A 19316-nucleotide genomic window follows, 5' to 3' on the forward strand; every position below is an offset into this window, starting at 1 on the left:
GAAGGGCAGAGGGGATCTGCTCTTTTTCTTCTTTAAAATATCTTGAATCAGTATGAAAATAGTGGTAAAATCTCATTATAAAATACATTAGGAGATTGATTATGAAAAATATTAAACGTATTCTTTTAGCTTTCGTTGCAGTTTTTGCAGCAGTCCTCTTGGTGGCATGTGGTGCCAAAAGTGATAATGGGACTTATGTCTACAAACCAACAAAAACTGAACTCAAGAAGATTCTTGAAGAGCAGGGCTTATCAGGTAGTCAATTAGAGTCTATTGGAGACGTTATTAATTTTGAAGTTTCTATTAAGATCAAAGATTCTAAAGGAACCCTCAGCATCGCGGGTGAAGTCGCTGGTCAAAAGAATGAGCGATCTTATGATGTCAAAATCAATCAAAAAGAGAAAACAATCTCGTCAAATGATGGTAGTGGAGAAAAGATTACATATAAGGTCGATGGTGACTATTTGACATTTGATCTTTCTAAGTTAAGTAATAGCAACCAAGGGGATCTTATGATTCTTAAAAACGCTAAACTCAAACGTACAAAATAAAGCGACTGAAGAGCGGGGAAACCTGCTCTTTTCTTTTTTTAAAATATCTTGAATTAGTATTAAAATAATGGTAAAATCTGATTATAAAGTAAATTAGGAGATTGATTATGAAAAATATTAAACGGCTTGTTTTAGGTTTTGTTGCTATTTTTGCAGTTTTTCTGTTAGTAGCTTGCGGTGCCAAAAGTGATAACGGGACCTACAAAATGGAAACGAATATTAATCAGTTACTGGGACAAGATTCTGAATCTGAAGTGTCGAAAGATGCGAAAGTAACCATTGAATTGACTATTAAAGATTCAAAAGGGGAATTAAAAATTATTCAGAAGATAGCTGGTAACGAAGTACCAATAAAATTGGATTTAAAAGTTGATCAAAAGGAAAAATCCTTAAAACGTTCTTATGGTGATATGGAATTGAAATACAACATTAAAGGTGATGAATTAACATTTGATTTATCTAAATTAAGTTCGAGCGACCAAGCGAACCTTCTTATTCTTAAAAATGCTAAACTCAAACGCACGCAATAAAGAGACTGAAGAGCGGGGAAACCTGCTCTTTTGCTTTACTTTTATGGCTGGTTTGGTATAATGAATGAGACTACAGATGGGACCGGGGCAGGAATGATTTTCTTTGAAAATGATTTCGTCTCGCTCCCTCTTTTCTGTGTGATCAAGGAAATTATTTATGGAAAAGGAGAATCATCTATGCTATATATTTGGTCTTACTTGAAAAAGTATCCCAAGTGGCTAGCTCTGAATCTATTTTCAGCAGTCCTGTTTGTTATTGTCAATTTAGGCTTGCCAACGATTCTAGCTCGCATGATTGATGAGGGGATTAACCCGCGTGATGTGGATCGGCTTTATTTCTGGGGCTGGGTCATGTTTGCGATTATTTTGCTAGGGATTGTGGGTCGGATTATCTTATCTTACGCGGTTGGCCAGCTAACGACGACCATGGTGCGCGATATGCGCAATGACCTCTATGCCAAGTTACAGGAGTATTCGCATCGCGAGTATGAGCAAATTGGGGTATCGTCATTGGTCACCCGCTTGACTTCGGATGCCTTTGTTTTGATGCAGTTTGCGGATTCTATGTTGAAGATGGGCGTCATCACACCTTTGATGATGGTTTCCAGCGTTCTATTGATTCTGACAACCAGTCCTTCTCTAGCATGGATTGTAGCAGTATCTGTACCATTTCTTGCTGTCGTTGTCTGGTATGTAGCAGTCAAGACACGTCCACTTTCTGAGAAGCAACAAAAGACACTGGACCATCTCAATCAGTTTGCGCGTGAAAATTTGACAGGACTTCGTGTGATTCGTGCCTTTGCCCGCGAAGAATTCCAAGAGGATAAATTTGCGGCTGAAAATGAAGTCTACGCAGAAAACTCGAATAAATTGTTCAAACTAACTGGTTTGACAGAACCTCTATTTGTGCAGATCATCATTGCTATGATTGTGGCGATTGTCTGGTTTGCTTTGGATCCTCTTCATGACGGTAGTTTGAAAATTGGGGATCTGGTTGCCTTTATTGAGTATAGCTTCCACGCGCTCTTATCTTTCCTCTTTTTAGCCAATCTCTTTACCATGTATCCTCGGACTGCGGTTTCTAGCCGGCGTCTCAAGGAAATCATGGACATGCCCATTTCGATCGATCCAAATGAGAATGGTGTAACAGAAACAGCATCTCGTGGCTATTTGGAATTTGACAATGTCACCTTTGCTTATCCAGGTGAGACGGAGAGTCCAGTTCTTCACAACATTTCCTTTCAGGCCAAACCCGGCGAAACGATCGCCTTTATCGGCTCGACCGGTTCTGGGAAATCATCGCTTGTGCAGCTGATTCCTCGATTCTATGATGTAACACTTGGGAAGATTTTGGTGGATGGTGTGGATGTCCGTGACTACAATCTGAAAGCCCTTCGCCAAAAGATTGGTTTTATTCCACAAAAGGCCTTGCTCTTTACAGGAACCATTGCTGAAAACCTTCGTTATGGGAAAGAAGATGCATCTGTCGAAGAATTAGAACAAGCGGCTGATATTTCCCAAGCCAAGGAATTTATCGACAGTCGTGAGGAGCGCTTTGATACGCATTTAGCAGAAGGTGGTAGCAATCTTTCAGGTGGTCAAAAACAACGCTTGTCCATCGCACGTGCTGTTGTCAAAGATCCAGATGTCTTTATTTTTGATGATTCCTTCTCTGCCTTGGACTACAAGACGGATGCCACTTTGCGGAAGCGTCTCAAAGAAGTTACAGGAGATGCGACCGTCTTGATCGTAGCGCAACGTGTGGGAACCATTATGGATGCGGATCAAATTATTGTCTTGGACCAAGGGGAAATCGTTGGTCGAGGAACCCACGATGAATTGATGGAAAGCAATGAGATCTATCGTGAAATTGCCAATTCGCAGCTCGATAGTCCATCATTAACAGAGGAATAGAAAGGAGAAGCAGATGAAACAAGAACAAAACAGTTTTAGTAGACTATGGACTTATTTGAGAGCCTATCGCTTGGAAGTTTGCTTGTCCATTTTCTTAAAAATCCTAAGTGTCATCATGAGTGTTGTCGAACCCTTTGTTTTGGGGCTTGCGATTACTGAGTTGACAAAAAATCTTATGGATATGGCAAAAGGCCTTGCAGGGGCTGGTCTTAATACCTCCTATATCGCGATCATTATGACGCTCTATCTATTCCGTGGGGTCCTCTATGAGTTGGGGTCTTATTATTCCAACTACTTCATGACCAATGCTGTTCAAAAGACCGTTCAGGACATGCGAAATGATTTGTCTCATAAAATCAATCACATTCCTGTTTCTTATTTTGACCGGCATCAGTTCGGAGATTTACTAGGACGTTTTACTAGCGATGTCGAAACCGTCTCGAATGCCTTGCAACAGTCCTTCTTACAAATCGTTAATGCGATCTTTACATTGCTCTTTGTCATCAGCATGGTTTTGTACTTAAACATTCAGCTGGGGCTAGTGGTCATTTTGTCCATTCCGATCACTTATTTCAGTGCTCGATTTATCATGAAAAAATCTCAGCCTTACTTTAAAGAGCAGGCAGATGTTTTGGGGGCAATGAACGGCTTTGTGCAAGAAAATTTAACAGGCTTTAACGTCCTTAAGCTCTACGTTCGGGAAAAATCTTCCCAGGAAGAGTTTCATGATATTACCCATCACCTTCAAAAGGTGGGATTCAAGGCTAATTTCATTTCCGGCTTAATGATGCCGATTTTAAATGGGATTTCAGATTTGACTTATCTCATTATCGCTTTGTTTGGTGGCTTGCAAGTGATAGCAGGTCGTTTGACTGTCGGGAATATGCAGGCCTTCGTTCAATATGTTTGGCAGATCAACCAACCCATTCAAAACTTAACCCAATTGGCAGGGCAGCTACAAAGTGCCAAATCGTCTCTAGACCGGATTTTCCAAGTCATGGATGAGCCAGATGAAGTGGCAGATGTGACAGAAACACTCTCTGGAGATTTGACTGGGCAAGTTAGCTTTAAACATGTTGATTTCCAATATGTAGAGGCCAAACCCTTGATTCGTGATTTTAACCTAGAAGTGAAACCAGGTGAAATGGTGGCTATTGTCGGACCTACCGGAGCAGGGAAAACAACCCTGATTAATCTGCTCATGCGCTTTTACGACGTGACTGCAGGATCGATTATGGTGGATGGTCATGATATTCGCCATCTGTCTCGCCAAGATTACCGCAAACAATTCGGAATGGTGCTTCAGGATGCTTGGTTATATGAAGGAACCATCAAAGAAAACCTTTGCTTTGGCAATCTCGAGGCAACGGATGAAGAAATTGTGGAAGCTGCAAAGGCAGCCAATGTCGATCACTTTATCCGGACACTCCCTGGTGGTTACAATATGGAAATGAACCAGGAGTCTAGCAATATTTCTCTAGGGCAAAAGCAACTCCTAACCATTGCGCGTGCGCTCCTAGCGGATCCTAAAATCTTGATTTTGGATGAAGCGACGTCTTCTGTCGATACGCGTTTAGAACTCTTGATTCAAAAAGCCATGAAGAATTTGATGAAAGGGCGGACTAGCTTTGTCATTGCTCACCGCCTGTCTACCATTCAAGAAGCAGATAAAATCCTTGTTCTCAAAGATGGCCAAATCATCGAGCAAGGAAATCACCAATCCTTGTTGGCAGACAAAGGATTCTACTATGAGCTCTACAATAGTCAATTTTCAAATAAAAAAGCGGAATAAGCTTGTGTCATCGAAAGAGGTTTGAGAAAGCATTCTCAGCCTCTTTTTCTTACTCACTTTTATTACTACATAAAAAGGTTAACATATCTGCAACAAATTGATACAGAATATTCACACAATTCACCTTGTTTGTCATGATAATTTTTATTAGGATAGAATCGTTGTAAAAAATAAAAGGAGAAATGTGTGATGAATCATTTAAACAAAGATATCGTTTTTGGCATTCGCAAGTCTAAACTTGGAGTCTTTTCTGTCGTGATTGCGATCATGGGGGCTTGTTTTTTGACTGGAAAATCTGTGGCAGCTGATCAAGCTGGAGAGCAGGCACAAGTCCAGACACAAGGGCAAGAAGCGATAACCTCTGATCCTGCAAGCTCTCAAGTAGATACCAGCCAATATGGAGCATCTATGCCTTACACCCGTTATGAGGCAGACAAAGGGAACCTCCTTGGAAAGGCAGAGGTAGAGCAGTCTCAAGACAGTCACTCAACAGCTATTGAAGCTTCTGATCAGACTTATGTCGCTTTAAAAGAAAAGGGAGATGGTGTCTCCTTTAAGGTCAATGAACCAGCCAATGCTTTAACCGTACGCTACACAGTGCCAGATGGAGCCAGTGGACAACTTGATGTACAGGTGAATGGTCATAGTGTTCAACAATTGGATCTTTCGTCCTCATCTAACTGGCAGTATTTGAATGACAAAGGTGTACACGATAGTGCACAGGCGGATACACGTGCCCGCTTCCAATTTGACGAAGTGCATAGCCTGCTTCCAGGCATTCAACTTCAAAAAGGAGATGTGGTTTCACTCGTAAAAAACAAAGCAGACGACGTCCATTACGGCCTTGACTTTGTGGAATTTGAGCAAGCTCCGGACCCGATTGCTCAGGGAGACAATGCCATCAATATCATTTCTAAAGGAGCTACGCCAAATGATGATACCGATGACAGCCAGGCCCTCTATGATGCGATTTATGAGGCAAAACAAACCGGTAAAAATGTCTATATCCCAGCTGGGCGATTTAATCTCAATCGAAAAGTCGGTATCGATGCTTCTGATATGAAGATTTCAGGGGCTGGTATCTGGCATACCCAACTGTATTTTACTAGTGACCAAGCTGGTGGCGGTGGATTTGACTTCCTTCACCAAGACAACCATGTTGAATTTAGCGATGTCTATCTTTCTTCCAACCTTCGTTCACGCTATGGTGAAAATGCTCAGTACAAGGCCATTTCTGGAACGCCAGGGAAGAATTCTCATATTCACGATATTTGGGCCGAACATTTTGAAGTCGGCATGTGGATTGGCGATTATGCTAGAAAAAATGATATGAAGTACACAGATGGTCTAGTAGTAGAAAATGTCCGTTTGCGCAATAACCTGGCTGACGGAGTCAACTTTTCCCAAGGGACTAAGAATTCGATTGTCCGCAATTCTAGTATCCGTGGGAATGGAGATGACGGACTAGCCAGCTGGTCAAGTATTGCGGATGGAACAGAATCAGCAGTAGCAGAAAATAATAAATTCTTGCACAATACGATTGAACTTGGTTGGCGTGCTGGTGGTGTTGGGATCTTTGGTGGAAAAGGCCATGAGATTGCCTACAATCGGATTAAAGACAATATCGGTGATGCCGGAATTCGCTTGACGACTGTCTTTAAAGGCCATAACTTTGATCTGAATGAAGAAGGAATTCAGGTTCACCACAATCTCTTGGAGCGTACAGGGACGAAGAGCGATATCTACAACAAGCATCGTGGATCGATTGATGTTGAAACGCGCTATGGAGATATTAAAAATGTCACCATTGAGGACAATGTATTTGTAGCGCCATTTGATACAGGTGTGACCGATCACCTCAATCCAAACGGTGGCATCCTAAACCATGTCGAAGTCAGGAACAATCAAACCATGAGTCAACTCTCTCGTCCAGCTCAAGCAGGATTATCTGCTCCTGCTTCAAAATCAGTTGGACAAGCCTTGAAAGTGAAAGAAGAACCACTTCAAGTAAGTGCCGTGAAAGTCCCCCATCAACCATCGAAAGTTCAACCGTCTAAAAAACAAACCGGTCTGAATCTTAAACAAGCAAAGACAGTCACTAAAACAGTCAAACCTAACTATGTCTTAAAAGCAACAAATTCCAAGCAAAAGAGCTTTTTGAAAGCTCCGAGTGCTTTATTCCTTTATCGGATGATGGGGTTAAGTCAAACAGTTTAAGAAGGATGGAAATCCTGGATATAATTCCAGGATTTTTTGCTTGCTGCTAGACTTTCATTGACAGTGAGGAGGCATATCGGTATACTAGGTATAATCTAATGAGGAGGCCTCCATGATGATTCGACCCGTTCAGCTCAGCGATGCAGCAGCTATCCGAGCGATTTACCAACCTTATGTAACAGAGACAGCCATTACCTTTGAGGTTGATGTGCCGACTGTCCAGGAATTTGAAAGACGAATCGCAAAAACGCTGACCCAATTTCCTTATTTGGTCGCAGAAGTGGATGGGAAAGTTGTGGGGTATGCCTATGCCTCGACCTATTATGCACGCGCTGCCTATTATTGGACCACTGAATTGTCTATTTATGTAGCAAAAGAAGCGCGTGGACAAGGGATTGGATCAGCCCTTTATACTGCCTTAGAAGAAGAGTTACAAGCACGAGGCTACTTACGCTTTCTGGCTTGTATCTCAGTTCCGAACGAAGCGAGCATTTCCATGCATGAAAAGCGAGGGTATGTCCAAGTGGCTCATTTTCCAAAAATTGGCTATAAGTTTAACAAATGGCATGATATCGTCTGGATGCAAAAGACGATCGAAGGGCCGGTGAGAAAAATCAAGTAAGAGCTGTTAAGGAGTAGTAGCTAAATGAAATGAAAGCTCCATATCACTTGAAACAATCCATAAATTATTCAGCATAGAAGATGTTTTTATAAGAAAGAGGTTTTTATGACTCAAGAACAAAGTGCTAGACTGTTACCTCAAAAGGCCTCAAGATGGGCTAAAATTCTACTTAACCGAAAGGTTCCCATTCTCCTGTTCTTCTTACTGGAATTGGCCTTTCTTGTCTTTTCATATCTCAGCCTACAAGAGCATTTCCCATCCGTTATCTTATGGGAACACTTGTTGAGTGTCTTTACCTTCTTTTATTTGCTCAATCGTTCCATGGATTCTCGTTCCAAACTGTCCTGGGTGATTATCATTGCCCTCTTTCCAATTTTTGGGACGGCTCTGCTTTACTTTTCGTTAGCTGATTTGGGTGTGAGACGCTTGAAGAAGCGGCTTGAGAATGCTACAGTGCAGGCATCTGACTATCTAAGCACCGATCCAGGAGTTGCTGATTATTTATCCCAAAGTGATCGTCAATTACAGAAATTAGCTTATTTTTTGGAGCATAGTCCAGCCCAGTTTCCTATCTACAGAAACACAGAGGTTACCTATTTTCCACTTGGAGATGACATGCTTCCAGCCTTGTTGGAGGATTTGAAAAAGGCGGAGCGTTATATCTTCATGGAATATTTCATTATTGACGAAGGGATCATGTGGGGCGAGATTTTAGCCATTTTGGAGGAGAAGGTCAAGGCAGGTCTGGACGTTCGTGTCATGTTTGATGGAATGAATGAGATGACCACCTTGTCCTATGATTATATCGAGCGCTTGCACAAGGTTGGGATTAAAGCTCAGGCCTTCTCACCAGTCAAGCCCATTCTATCAACCTATTACAATTACCGAGACCATCGAAAGATTACAGTGATTGATGGTCAAGTTGCTTATACTGGTGGCGTTAATATCGCTGATGAGTATGTCAATAAACGAGAACGCTTTGGTCATTGGAAGGATACGGCCCTTCGATTAGATGGTTCAGCAGTTCAAACGCTAAAAGCTCTCTTTTTGACCATGTGGACAGTGACTGGAATAGAAGATAAAAGGGATATGGAGCGCTATTTACAAGAAAAACCTCAACAAAGAAAGAGTCAGGGCTTTGTACTCCCTTATGGCAATTCACCATTGACCTATCACAAAGTGGCTGAGGATGTTTATCTTCATTTACTGAATACATCGACCGATTATGTTCACATCATGACCCCTTATTTGATCTTGGATGACGAATTGGTTAGAGCTATGACTTTCGCGGCCAAACGAGGAGTAGATGTTCGGATCATTATGCCAGGGATTCCAGATAAACAGTATGCCTTTGATATTGCGACGACCTATTTTAAAGCCCTCTTGGATGCTGGCGTCCGTATTTTCCGTTATAGCCCAGGCTTTGTCCATGCTAAAGTTTATGTTTCTGATAGCCAACAAGCTGTGGTAGGAACCATTAATACAGACTACCGAAGTCTTTATCAAAATTTTGAAGATGGCGTATATCTTTATAAGAATCCGGAAGTGCTTAACATTGAACAAGATTTTGAGAGAACCCAGTCTCTCTCGGAGGAAGTAACATTGGAAAGTTTGTCAAAAATTCCTATAGCACATCGTCTAGGTGGTTATCTCTTTTCTTTGATTGGACCTTTGATGTAAAAAAGGAGGAATCATATGGATACAAAAATTCTTTTGAAATTGTTAGAAGACCAAGCTGATCCAGAGAAAGTCCCAGCAATGGAAGCTTATATGAAAAATAAATTCAGCTTTCTTGGCGTTCAAAAACCAATTCTCAAAAAGATTGAAAGAGATTTTTTTAAGCTTTTCATAAAGAATCCAATTGATTGGGCTTTTGTGGAAGAGTGTTGGCAGCAACCCTACCGTGAGTTCCAATATATTGCTATGGATTATCTGGATAAAAAGAAGAAGGAGCTTAGACCTGAAGATTTTCCAAAGCTAAAGGAATTGGCTCAAACCAAATCATGGTGGGACAGTATAGATCAATTGGACCTTATCATCGGAGAGATTACTTTTCACTATCCAGAAACCAAGCAGGTTATGCTGGATTGGAGTAAGGATCAGGACTTTTGGTTGAGGCGGATTGCCATTGATCACCAGCTTATGAGGAAAGAAAAAACAGATACGGATTTGTTAGAAAAAGTGATCCTCAATAATCTAGGTCAAAGCGAGTTCTTTATAAATAAGGCAATCGGCTGGAGTTTACGCAGTTATTCCAAGGTTAATCCGGATTGGGTAGGGGCCTTTATCGACCGCTATCGAGATCAATTGTCACCTTTAAGCATTCGGGAAGGAAGCAAGTACCTACCTTCTTGACAGTTTGTGGATGTTCATGGTAAACTAGTTTCATGCGATGAGTCGATTGGCTCTTAGGAGCCTTTTGCGCTGAGGAGGTCTACATTCAATTGTAACGCAGGAGCGGACCTTGAACAGTTGTGTGAACCTGCTGTTCTCACCGAAAGGTGCCTCGAATCCTGGTCTTCGGATCAGGATTTTTTTGTGCCTTCAGGACTTTTCATTTATGTCAAAAAATTGTATAATAGTACAAATACTCAATTTTTAGAAAATTTTGAAAGAGGATTTACTATGGGATACACAGTTGCTGTTGTCGGTGCTACAGGTGCCGTTGGTGCTCAAATGATCAAAATGTTGGAAGAATCTACTCTTCCAATCGATAAAATTCGCTACCTTGCGTCTGCACGTTCTGCAGGGAAAGTCTTGCAATTTAAAGGTCAAGACGTGACCATCGAAGAAACAACTGAAGACGCATTTGAAGGTGTAGATATTGCACTTTTCTCAGCTGGTGGTTCAACATCTGCCAAATATGCACCTTATGCGGTGAAAGCAGGCGCAGTAGTGGTTGATAACACTTCTTATTTCCGTCAAAATCCGGATGTTCCACTGGTTGTTCCTGAAGTGAATGCACATGCGCTTGATGCTCATAACGGAATTATCTCTTGTCCAAACTGTTCAACAATCCAAATGATGGTCGCTCTTGAGCCAGTTCGTCAAAAATGGGGCTTGGACCGTATCATCGTATCTACTTACCAAGCTGTTTCAGGTGCCGGTATGGGAGCGATTCTTGAAACCCAACGTGAGTTGAAGGAAGTCTTGAATGATGGGGTCAACCCACGCGATGTCAAAGCTGAAATCTTGCCTTCAGGTGGTGATAAAAAACATTACCCAATTGCTTTCAACGCTCTTCCACAAATTGACGTCTTCACAGAAAATGACTATACTTACGAAGAAATGAAGATGACAAACGAGACTAAGAAAATTATGGAAGACGATAGCATTGCCGTGTCAGCAACTTGTGTGCGGATTCCAGTCTTGTCAGCTCACTCAGAGTCAGTCTACATCGAAACAAAAGAAGTGGCACCAATTGACGAAGTGAAAGCTGCTATTGCAGAATTCCCAGGTGCAGTTCTTGAAGATGATGTTGCTCACCAAATCTACCCACAAGCGGTTAATGCGGTAGGTTCACGTGATACCTTTGTTGGACGGATTCGTAAAGACTTGGATGCTGAAAAAGGAATCCACATGTGGGTTGTTTCAGATAACCTCCTTAAAGGAGCTGCTTGGAACTCAGTCCAAATCGCAGAAACCCTTCACGAACGTGGACTCGTACGTCCAACAGCTGAATTGAAATTTGAGTTGAAGTAGAGAGCGAAACAGAAATCAGTAACTCGAAGAGTTTGATTTCTTTCTCAGCTTTTTAGCGAATCAACTTGTTTTATGAACAGATCATGAGGCAAAGGCAAGCAGGCCCCAGCCTCTTTCTTATATAGAGAAAGGTTTTTCTATGTCTTATAATGATTTGAAAGATTGTAAAATCATCACTGCATTTATCACTCCCTTCCATGAAGATGGAACCATTAATTTTGACGCTCTTTCTGCCTTGATCGAGCACCTCTTGGCACATCATACAGATGGGATTCTCTTAGCTGGAACGACTGCAGAAAGTCCAACTCTGACCCACGATGAGGAATTGCAACTCTTTGCGGCCGTTCAAAAGATTGTCAATGGACGGGTCCCTTTGATCGCTGGTGTCGGAACCAATGAAACCCGCGACTCGATTGAGTTCGTTAAAGAAGTGGATGCTTTTGGTGGTTTTGCAGCAGGATTGGCTATCGTCCCTTACTACAATAAACCATCCCAAGAAGGAATGTATCAACACTTTAAAGCGATTGCGGATGCATCTAATCTTCCAATTATTATCTACAATATTCCAGGGCGCGTGGTAGTGGAAATGACGCCTGAAACCATGCTTCGTTTGGCGGAACACCCAAATATTATTGGTGTCAAAGAGTGTACAACCCTTGCTAATATGGCCTATTTGATTGAACACAAGCCAGAAGAATTTCTCGTCTATACAGGGGAAGATGGAGATGCTTTCCATGCGATGAATCTTGGGGCTGATGGAGTGATCTCAGTAGCTTCTCATACAAATGGAGATGAAATGCATGAGATGTTCCAAGCCATTGAACACAACGATATTAAAAAGGCTGCGGCTATCCAACGTCAATTTATCCCTAAAGTCAACGCTCTCTTCTCATATCCGAGTCCAGCTCCTGTCAAAGCTGTCTTAAACTATATGGGCTTTGAAGCAGGGCCAACTCGTTTGCCATTGGTGCCAGCACCGGCAGAAGAAGCGAAACGTATCATCAAGGTTGTAGTAGATGGGGATTACCATGCTACTAAAGAGATCATTACGGGAGTTCTTCGTCCGGATTATTAATAAAATTGTCATGAGGAATGTATGTCAGAGTTAGAAAAAACGGATTCAGAAAAATCAGAACTAGAAAAATTTAAAGAACGTCATAGCCTTGATAAGTTAGATGGTGTGATAATCTATGATAAACCGACCATTAAAACAGGCGAAAAAGCTGGATGCATCGGTGCACTCTTACTTTTAATTGGATTTGGTACAGGAATTATTTTATTGCTAGTTCATTTCATATTTGATTTCGATTCCAAGCTACTCAATCTTCTTTGGGAAACGGTAGCAGCTTTAGGATTTATTTTTAGTTTAGCAGGAGCTTTTCAAATTGGTCCCCTTACGATTCACCGCTACTCAAGAGAAGCCGACAAGGATAAACATTTTGAAATTGATAGAGCCTACAATCTCTATAATGTTCTCTATAAACCGACTAAAACAGTCCTTCTCCAATATGATAGTGACGAAGATCAGCTCATTGCTGTCAATGCTGGTGGTGAACTATTAGTGGAACTCCTTAGAAAAGTAGAGATGGAGAAGTTACCTCTGAAGAAGATTTTGAAGACCTTCCGTTTGGATCATGTCTCTGACCATCTTTGGAGATTGACCTACAGCTATAAAAAAGAAGATGTGGTCATGGAAAAAAGTGATCGTTAGATTTTTTCATCCAATCAAGCACAGTAAGTCCTGAAAAGAGCTTTGATTCTTGGCAAAAAAATTATATAATAAAGTAGTAGGTCTTCATTTCTTTCTAAGGGAAATGAAGTATTCATGAAAATTTAAACAAAAAGGAGACTCCGATGGAAGTCATTAAACGTAGTGGAGAAGTGGTTGAATTCAACCCAGATAAAATTTACCAAGCTATTTTGAAAGCTGCGCAAGTTGTCTATGTTTTGACAGATGATTTGCGACAAAACCTAGCTCAAGTGACCAAAAAAGTTGCTATGGATTTGGATGAAGCCCAAGTAGAACGCGCAACCATCAGTATGATCCAATCATTAGTGGAACAACGCTTGTTGGGAGCAGGTTATATTACCATTGCAGAACACTACATTTCTTATCGCTTGCAACGTGATTTGGAACGGAGCGGCTATGGTGATCATATCGCCGTGCATTTGCATTTTGAGCAAATTCGCTAGAATATGAAATAGAAGTTACTTCGGTAGCTTCATTTTTTTGTATTCTCGTTTAAGGCTGAGAATTCAAGAAAACATGGTATAATAGAAGAGATTGAACTGGAAAGGAATGGAGAACATGGCAACTATACAATGGTTTCCTGGACACATGTCCAAAGCTAGAAGACAAGTACAAGAAAATTTAAAATTTGTGGATTTTGTGACGGTTCTGGTAGATGCTCGTTTACCCCTATCAAGCCAAAATCCTATGTTAACGAAAATTGTTGGTGATAAGCCTAAATTAATGATTTTGAACAAGGTAGACTTGGCAGATCCTGTGGCAACAAAAGAATGGCAGGACTATTTTGAGTCTCAAGGCATCAAAACCTTGGCTATCAACTCCAAAGAGCAATCTACGGTTAAGAAGGTCACAGATGCTGCTAAGTCTTTGATGGCCGATAAAATTGCTCGTCAGAAGGAACGAGGGATTCAGATTGAAACCCTTCGGACCATGATTATCGGGATTCCTAATGCCGGGAAATCAACTCTGATGAACCGCTTAGCGGGGAAAAAGATTGCTGTTGTTGGAAATAAACCAGGGGTGACCAAGGGGCAACAATGGTTGAAAACCAATAAAGACCTTGAAATCTTGGATACCCCAGGGATTCTCTGGCCAAAGTTTGAAGATGAAGAAGTGGCTTTAAAGCTCGCCTTAACAGGAGCGATAAAGGATCAGTTGCTTCCAATGGATGAAGTGACCATCTTTGGTCTTAACTATTTCAAAAAGCACTATCCAGCTGTTTTGCAGGAACGTTTTAAACAAATGGATCTGGAACAAGAAGCTCCTGAAATCATTATGGAAATGACCCAGAAATTAGGATTTCGAGAGGATTACGACCGTTTTTACAGTTTGTTTGTCAAGGATGTACGTGATGGTCGTTTGGGACGCTATTCCCTTGATCGTGTAGGTGAAATAGATGCCAACGATTAAAGAAATCAAAGAGCGTTTGGCAACGATTGACGATCTAGATCATCCCTTATTTGAAGAATTGATCCTTGATGGTCGAGCGGGGGTTCAAGCGGCTATCAGCAAACGAAAACGCGAACTCCAAAAACAAGTGGACGAAGATTTGCGTTTGGAAAAAATGCTGGCCTATGAAAAAGAACTTTATACTCAAGGGATTGATCTTATTGCAGGTGTGGATGAAGTAGGGAGAGGTCCTTTGGCTGGCCCTGTCGTCGCAGCGGCCGTCATTCTGCCGGAAAATTGTAAAATTCCAGGACTCAACGATAGTAAAAAGATTCCAAAATCCAAACACAAGGAAATCTATGAAGCTGTGCTCCAAAACGCCATTGCGATCGGAATCGGCGTCAAGGACAATCAAGTGATTGACCAGGTTAATATCTATGAAGCTACGAAGCTAGCCATGATGGAGGCCATTGGTCAGCTAGATCCTCAACCCCAGCATCTTTTGATTGATGCTATGAAGTTGGATCTTCCTATTCCCCAAACTAGTATCATCAAAGGGGATGCTAACTCCTTATCCATTGCTGCAGCATCCATCGTAGCCAAGGTGACTCGGGATCAGATGATGGAAGAGTTTGATTGCGAATATCCGGGTTATGATTTTACGCAGAACGCTGGCTATGGGACGGCTAACCATCTGGCTGGCCTCGACAAGCTGGGAGTGACCCCTATCCATCGGCGTTCATTTGAACCCGTCAAATCAATGTGTGAGGATTAGGCTATGCTATTTACCATCGATATCGGAGGGACCTTTATAAAGTACGGTCTGATGGATGCAGACTATCAATTGATCCGTACAGACAAGATCCCAACACCATCTACGATTGAGGACTTTTGGCAAGGATTAGAAGGAATCGTTGCTCCTGTACGGGAAGAAATCGAGGGAATCGCCATTTCATGCCCTGGTGAGATCCAAAAGAGCCTTGGCTTTGTCTTTCGAGGTGGTCTCATTCCATATTTGCGAGGCATTCCTCTAGCTAGTAGATTGCAACAAACATTTCAAGTACCCGTCACCGTTCTTAATGATGGAGAAGCTGCTGGTCTAGCGGAAGCAAGGCTTGGCAATCTAAAAGATTGTTCTTGCGGTGCGACCTTGGTCCTAGGGACTGGAGTTGGCCTTGCTCTTCTTTCTAACGGTGATCTATTGAGAGGATGGCAACTGACAGAATACATTCGGACTATTGATAAGGCAGAAAGAACACCAGAAAATCGCCGCTTTCATCGCGGACTCTTTTTGCAAGGTATTTCCAATCTTTTGGAAAACACCGGTTCAGCTGTTCAATTTGTTGAGAAGGCTAGTCACATCTTAAACCTAGAAAAGGCAGATGGTATAGCCGTTTTCAAGGCTCTTGATCAAGGAGGCCATGAGGAGCTGAAATCCTTGTTTCGGGAGTATTGTCATGATATTGCTATTCTGATTTTTAATCTTCAATCATTGCTCCTGCTTGAGAAGGTGACAATTGGAGGGGGCATTAGTAGCCAACCGCTACTGATCGATGAGATCAGTCGACAATACCATGAGCTGCTCTCTCAAAAAGGGCATAAACAATTTGAGGCCTTGCCGATCCAAGCGGCTCGCTTCCATAATGAAAGCAACTTGATTGGTGCCGCATCTTACTTTTATTCTTCTACATATCAAAAAAAGTTCTAGAAATAGAGCTTTTTTTCCATTCTTTTTCGAATAAATAAGTGAGAGGAAGTAGAAGGTGACCATGGAGAAATTTGAAATCTTTAAATTAAAAGAAGCTGGTTTATCAAATGAGCAAGTCTTGAGAGTTTTGGACTACTGTAGGAAAGACCAAGCCTTACCAAGCTTAGAAGAGATAGCAAGGATCGCTCGCTGTCGCAGTATTATTCATTTTGTAGACAAATACCGGCAGCTGGATGAAGAGCATTTACACAAGGAGTTTGAACGGTTCCCATCTCTATCCATTTTTGATCCTGAATACCCGGAGGAATTGCTACAGATCTACAATCCTCCTGTACTCCTTTTTTACCAAGGAGATTTGGAGCTGTTAACCAAACCGAAGATTGCAGTCGTAGGAGCTCGGGAAACGACGCGAGAAGGGGTGCGATCTGTAGAGAAGATTATTAAAGAACTTGGAAATGAACTGGTCATCGTTAGTGGACTTGCTAAGGGAATTGATGCGACAGCTCATTATGCCAGTATACGAAATGGTGGCAAGACCATCGGAGTGATAGGAACGGGACTGGATGTCTTTTATCCTAAAAGCAATCAAAGACTGCAGGCACATATGGGGGAAAACCATCTGATCTTGAGCGAGTATGGTCCAGGGCAGGCCCCACTTAAGTTTCATTTTCCTGAGAGAAATCGCATCATTGCAGGTCTCTGTCAGGCAGTGATTGTGGCAGAGGCGCGACTCCGTTCAGGGAGTTTGATTACTTGTGAGCGTGCTATGGAAGAAGGCCGAGACGTTTTTGCTATTCCAGGAAATATTTTAGATGGAAAATCTGCAGGCTGCCATCATCTGATTCAAGAAGGTGCAAAGCTTGTCACCTCAGGCCAGGACATTCTTGATGAATTGAAATACGAATTGTGATTTTCCTATAGGAGAAGTTCCTAGTTGACATCTTTCTTAAAATGTATTAAACTCAATGAGATTTATACAATACAGAGGGATAAAACGTGGTAACAAAAAAGAAAAGCAGTACAACCAAGAAAAATTTGGTGATTGTGGAGTCTCCTGCTAAGGCGAAAACAATCGAAAAATACCTTGGTCGTAACTACAAAGTCATGGCTAGTGTTGGCCATATTCGGGATCTGAAAAAATCTACGATGTCTATTGACTTCGACAATAACTATGAACCGGAGTATATCAATATTCGCGGAAAAGGTCCCTTGATCAATGATTTGAAAAAAGAAGCTAAAAAAGCCAAACAAGTCTTTCTCGCAAGTGACCCGGACCGAGAAGGAGAAGCTATTTCTTGGCATTTAGCGCATATTTTGAACTTGGATGCCAAAGAAAAGAACCGCGTGGTCTTTAACGAAATCACCAAGGATGCAGTAAAAAATGCCTTTAAAGAACCGCGCCAAATCGATATGGACTTGGTCGATGCCCAACAAGCCCGTCGTGTCTTGGACCGGATTGTAGGGTATTCAATTTCGCCTATTCTTTGGAAAAAGGTCAAAAAAGGACTTTCTGCAGGGCGCGTGCAATCAGTTGCCCTCAAATTAATCATTGATCGTGAAAACGAAATTAATGATTTCAAGCCGGAAGAATACTGGACCATTGATGGTGTCTTTAAAAAAGGGACCAAGCAATTCCAAGCTAGCTTCTATGGGATTGATGGCAAGAAGATGAAGCTCAACACCAATGAAGAGGTGAAAGCTGTTCTTGAACGCTTAGATGGCAAAGATTTTACTGTTGAAAAAGTTGAAAAGAAAGAACGTCGTCGGAATGCACCACTTCCTTACACCACCTCTTCTATGCAGATGGATGCAGCCAATAAGATCAACTTCCGTACACGCAAGACCATGATGGTCGCTCAGCAATTGTACGAAGGAATCAATATCGGCTCTGGTGTTCAAGGTTTGATTACCTATATGCGTACCGACTCCACACGGATCAGTCCGGTTGCGCAAAATGAGGCAGCTAACTTTATCGTGGATCGCTTCGGTGAGAAATATTCTAAGCATGGAAGCCGTGTGAAGAATGCTTCTGGTGCCCAAGATGCCCACGAAGCGATTCGTCCGTCTAGCGTCTTCAATACTCCTGAGAGCATTGCTAAATACTTGGACAAAGACCAATTGAAACTCTACACCTTGATTTGGAATCGTTTTGTCGCTAGCCAGATGACGGCAGCTGTTTTTGATACTATGAATGTCCGTTTAGGTCAAAATGGGGTTCAATATACAGCGAATGGGAGTCAGGTAAAGTTTGACGGTTATTTGGCGATTTATAATGATTCAGACAAAAACAAGATGTTGCCGGACATGGTAGAAGGCGATATCGTCAAGCAGGTCAATAGCAAGCCGGAGCAACACTTTACCCAACCACCTGCTCGATATTCTGAAGCAACCTTGATTAAGACCTTGGAAGAGAACGGTGTTGGACGACCTTCAACCTATGCTCCGACGATTGAGACCATTCAAAAACGCTATTATGTGAAGCTGGTAGCTAAACGCTTTGAACCAACGGAATTAGGGGAGATCGTTAATAAACTGATTGTTGAGTTTTTCCCAGATATTGTCAATGTGACCTTCACAGCGGAGATGGAAGGGAAACTCGATGATGTCGAACTCGGAAAAGAAGAGTGGCAAAAAGTCATTGATGCCTTCTACAAACCATTCTCTAAAGAAGTCGCCAAGGCTGAAGAAGAGATGGAAAAAATCCAAATCAAAGACGAACCAGCTGGTTTTGATTGTGAAGTCTGTGGCAGCCCGATGGTGATTAAATTAGGACGTTTTGGTAAGTTCTATGCTTGTAGTAATTTCCCAGATTGTCGTCATACTCAAGCCATTGTCAAAGAAATCGGGGTGGAATGTCCAAACTGTCATCAGGGACAAATCATCGAGCGTAAAACCAAACGAAATCGTATTTTCTATGGCTGTAATCGCTACCCAGACTGTGAATTTACTTCTTGGGACAAGCCAATCGGCCGTGACTGTCCAAAATGTGGTCATTACTTAGTTGAGAAGAAAGTCCGTGGCGGTGGTAAACAAGTCGTTTGTAGCAACGGTGACTACGAAGAAGAAAAAGTGAAATAATCTTTTAAATGATTCGATGTCTATTATAACGGCAATTTTCTTAAATGTCTGTTATAATAGACA

17 protein-coding genes are annotated in these 19316 nt (G+C 41.8%); all 17 read left to right on the top strand.

Annotation, left to right across the window (positions count from 1 at the left end):
• Positions 1-101: 101 nt before the first annotated feature.
• The 17 genes from O3629_RS01645 to topA all read left to right on the top strand — a co-directional run bounded on the left by O3629_RS01645 (position 102) and on the right by topA (position 19253).
• Positions 102-551, top strand: coding sequence for a hypothetical protein (locus O3629_RS01645; RefSeq protein ID WP_003007430.1), 450 nt, complete (start codon positions 102-104; stop codon positions 549-551).
• Positions 552-658: 107 nt separating this feature from the next.
• A complete protein-coding gene (locus tag O3629_RS01650; protein WP_021153250.1) occupies positions 659-1081 on the top strand; it encodes a hypothetical protein in 423 nt (140 codons plus the stop codon).
• Between the two features lie 177 nt (positions 1082-1258).
• A complete protein-coding gene (locus O3629_RS01655) occupies positions 1259-2995 on the top strand; it encodes an ABC transporter ATP-binding protein (RefSeq protein WP_371608629.1) in 1737 nt (578 codons plus the stop codon).
• A 13-nt stretch (positions 2996-3008) separates the two neighbouring features.
• Positions 3009-4787: an ABC transporter ATP-binding protein gene (locus O3629_RS01660; protein WP_371608630.1), complete on the top strand. Its 1779-nt coding sequence runs from the start codon at positions 3009-3011 to the stop codon at positions 4785-4787.
• A gap of 189 nt (positions 4788-4976) precedes the next feature.
• Entirely contained in the window at positions 4977-7004 is a 2028-nt protein-coding gene (locus tag O3629_RS01665; RefSeq protein ID WP_371608631.1) for a right-handed parallel beta-helix repeat-containing protein, read from the top strand.
• A 112-nt stretch (positions 7005-7116) separates the two neighbouring features.
• A complete protein-coding gene (locus O3629_RS01670; protein ID WP_371608632.1) occupies positions 7117-7626 on the top strand; it encodes an N-acetyltransferase family protein in 510 nt (169 codons plus the stop codon).
• A gap of 105 nt (positions 7627-7731) precedes the next feature.
• The gene (gene cls / locus O3629_RS01675) at positions 7732-9306 is read left to right on the top strand and encodes a cardiolipin synthase (RefSeq protein WP_371608633.1); all 1575 of its coding nucleotides are present in this window, start codon (positions 7732-7734) and stop codon (positions 9304-9306) included.
• Positions 9307-9321: 15 nt separating this feature from the next.
• Positions 9322-9981 (top strand): DNA alkylation repair protein, encoded by a 660-nt coding sequence (locus O3629_RS01680; RefSeq protein WP_371608634.1) that lies wholly within the window; start codon positions 9322-9324, stop codon positions 9979-9981.
• A gap of 270 nt (positions 9982-10251) precedes the next feature.
• On the top strand, positions 10252-11328 hold the full coding sequence (locus tag O3629_RS01685; RefSeq protein ID WP_254732483.1) for an aspartate-semialdehyde dehydrogenase: 1077 nt from the start codon (positions 10252-10254) through the stop codon (positions 11326-11328).
• Positions 11329-11467: 139 nt separating this feature from the next.
• A complete protein-coding gene (dapA, locus tag O3629_RS01690; RefSeq protein WP_371608635.1) occupies positions 11468-12403 on the top strand; it encodes a 4-hydroxy-tetrahydrodipicolinate synthase in 936 nt (311 codons plus the stop codon).
• Between the two features lie 21 nt (positions 12404-12424).
• Positions 12425-13039, top strand: a complete 615-nt coding sequence (locus tag O3629_RS01695) for a hypothetical protein (RefSeq protein WP_371608636.1) — start codon at positions 12425-12427, stop codon at positions 13037-13039.
• Positions 13040-13182: 143 nt separating this feature from the next.
• Positions 13183-13521, top strand: a complete 339-nt coding sequence (locus O3629_RS01700) for an ATP cone domain-containing protein (protein WP_003001449.1) — start codon at positions 13183-13185, stop codon at positions 13519-13521.
• Between the two features lie 115 nt (positions 13522-13636).
• Entirely contained in the window at positions 13637-14488 is an 852-nt protein-coding gene (gene ylqF, locus O3629_RS01705; protein ID WP_023918177.1) for a ribosome biogenesis GTPase YlqF, read from the top strand.
• Positions 14475-15242, top strand: coding sequence for a ribonuclease HII (locus O3629_RS01710; protein ID WP_195487597.1), 768 nt, complete (start codon positions 14475-14477; stop codon positions 15240-15242). Before ylqF ends, O3629_RS01710 begins: the two co-directional genes overlap by 14 nt.
• Positions 15243-15245: 3 nt before the next feature.
• Positions 15246-16175 carry an ROK family protein gene (locus O3629_RS01715; RefSeq protein WP_118095171.1) on the top strand — a complete coding sequence of 310 codons (930 nt, stop codon included), beginning with the start codon at positions 15246-15248 and terminating at the stop codon, positions 16173-16175.
• 61 nt (positions 16176-16236) lie between these two features.
• Complete coding sequence (gene dprA / locus O3629_RS01720; RefSeq protein ID WP_023918173.1) at positions 16237-17085, top strand: DNA-processing protein DprA; 849 nt, start codon at positions 16237-16239, stop codon at positions 17083-17085.
• 86 nt (positions 17086-17171) lie between these two features.
• Entirely contained in the window at positions 17172-19253 is a 2082-nt protein-coding gene (gene topA, locus O3629_RS01725; RefSeq protein ID WP_031573190.1) for a type I DNA topoisomerase, read from the top strand.
• The last annotated feature ends 63 nt before the right edge of the window (positions 19254-19316 follow it).

The sequence above is a fragment of the Streptococcus sp. 27098_8_12 genome, assembly GCF_041432115.1.
Taxonomy (GTDB): Bacteria; Bacillota; Bacilli; order Lactobacillales; family Streptococcaceae; genus Streptococcus; species Streptococcus parasanguinis_V.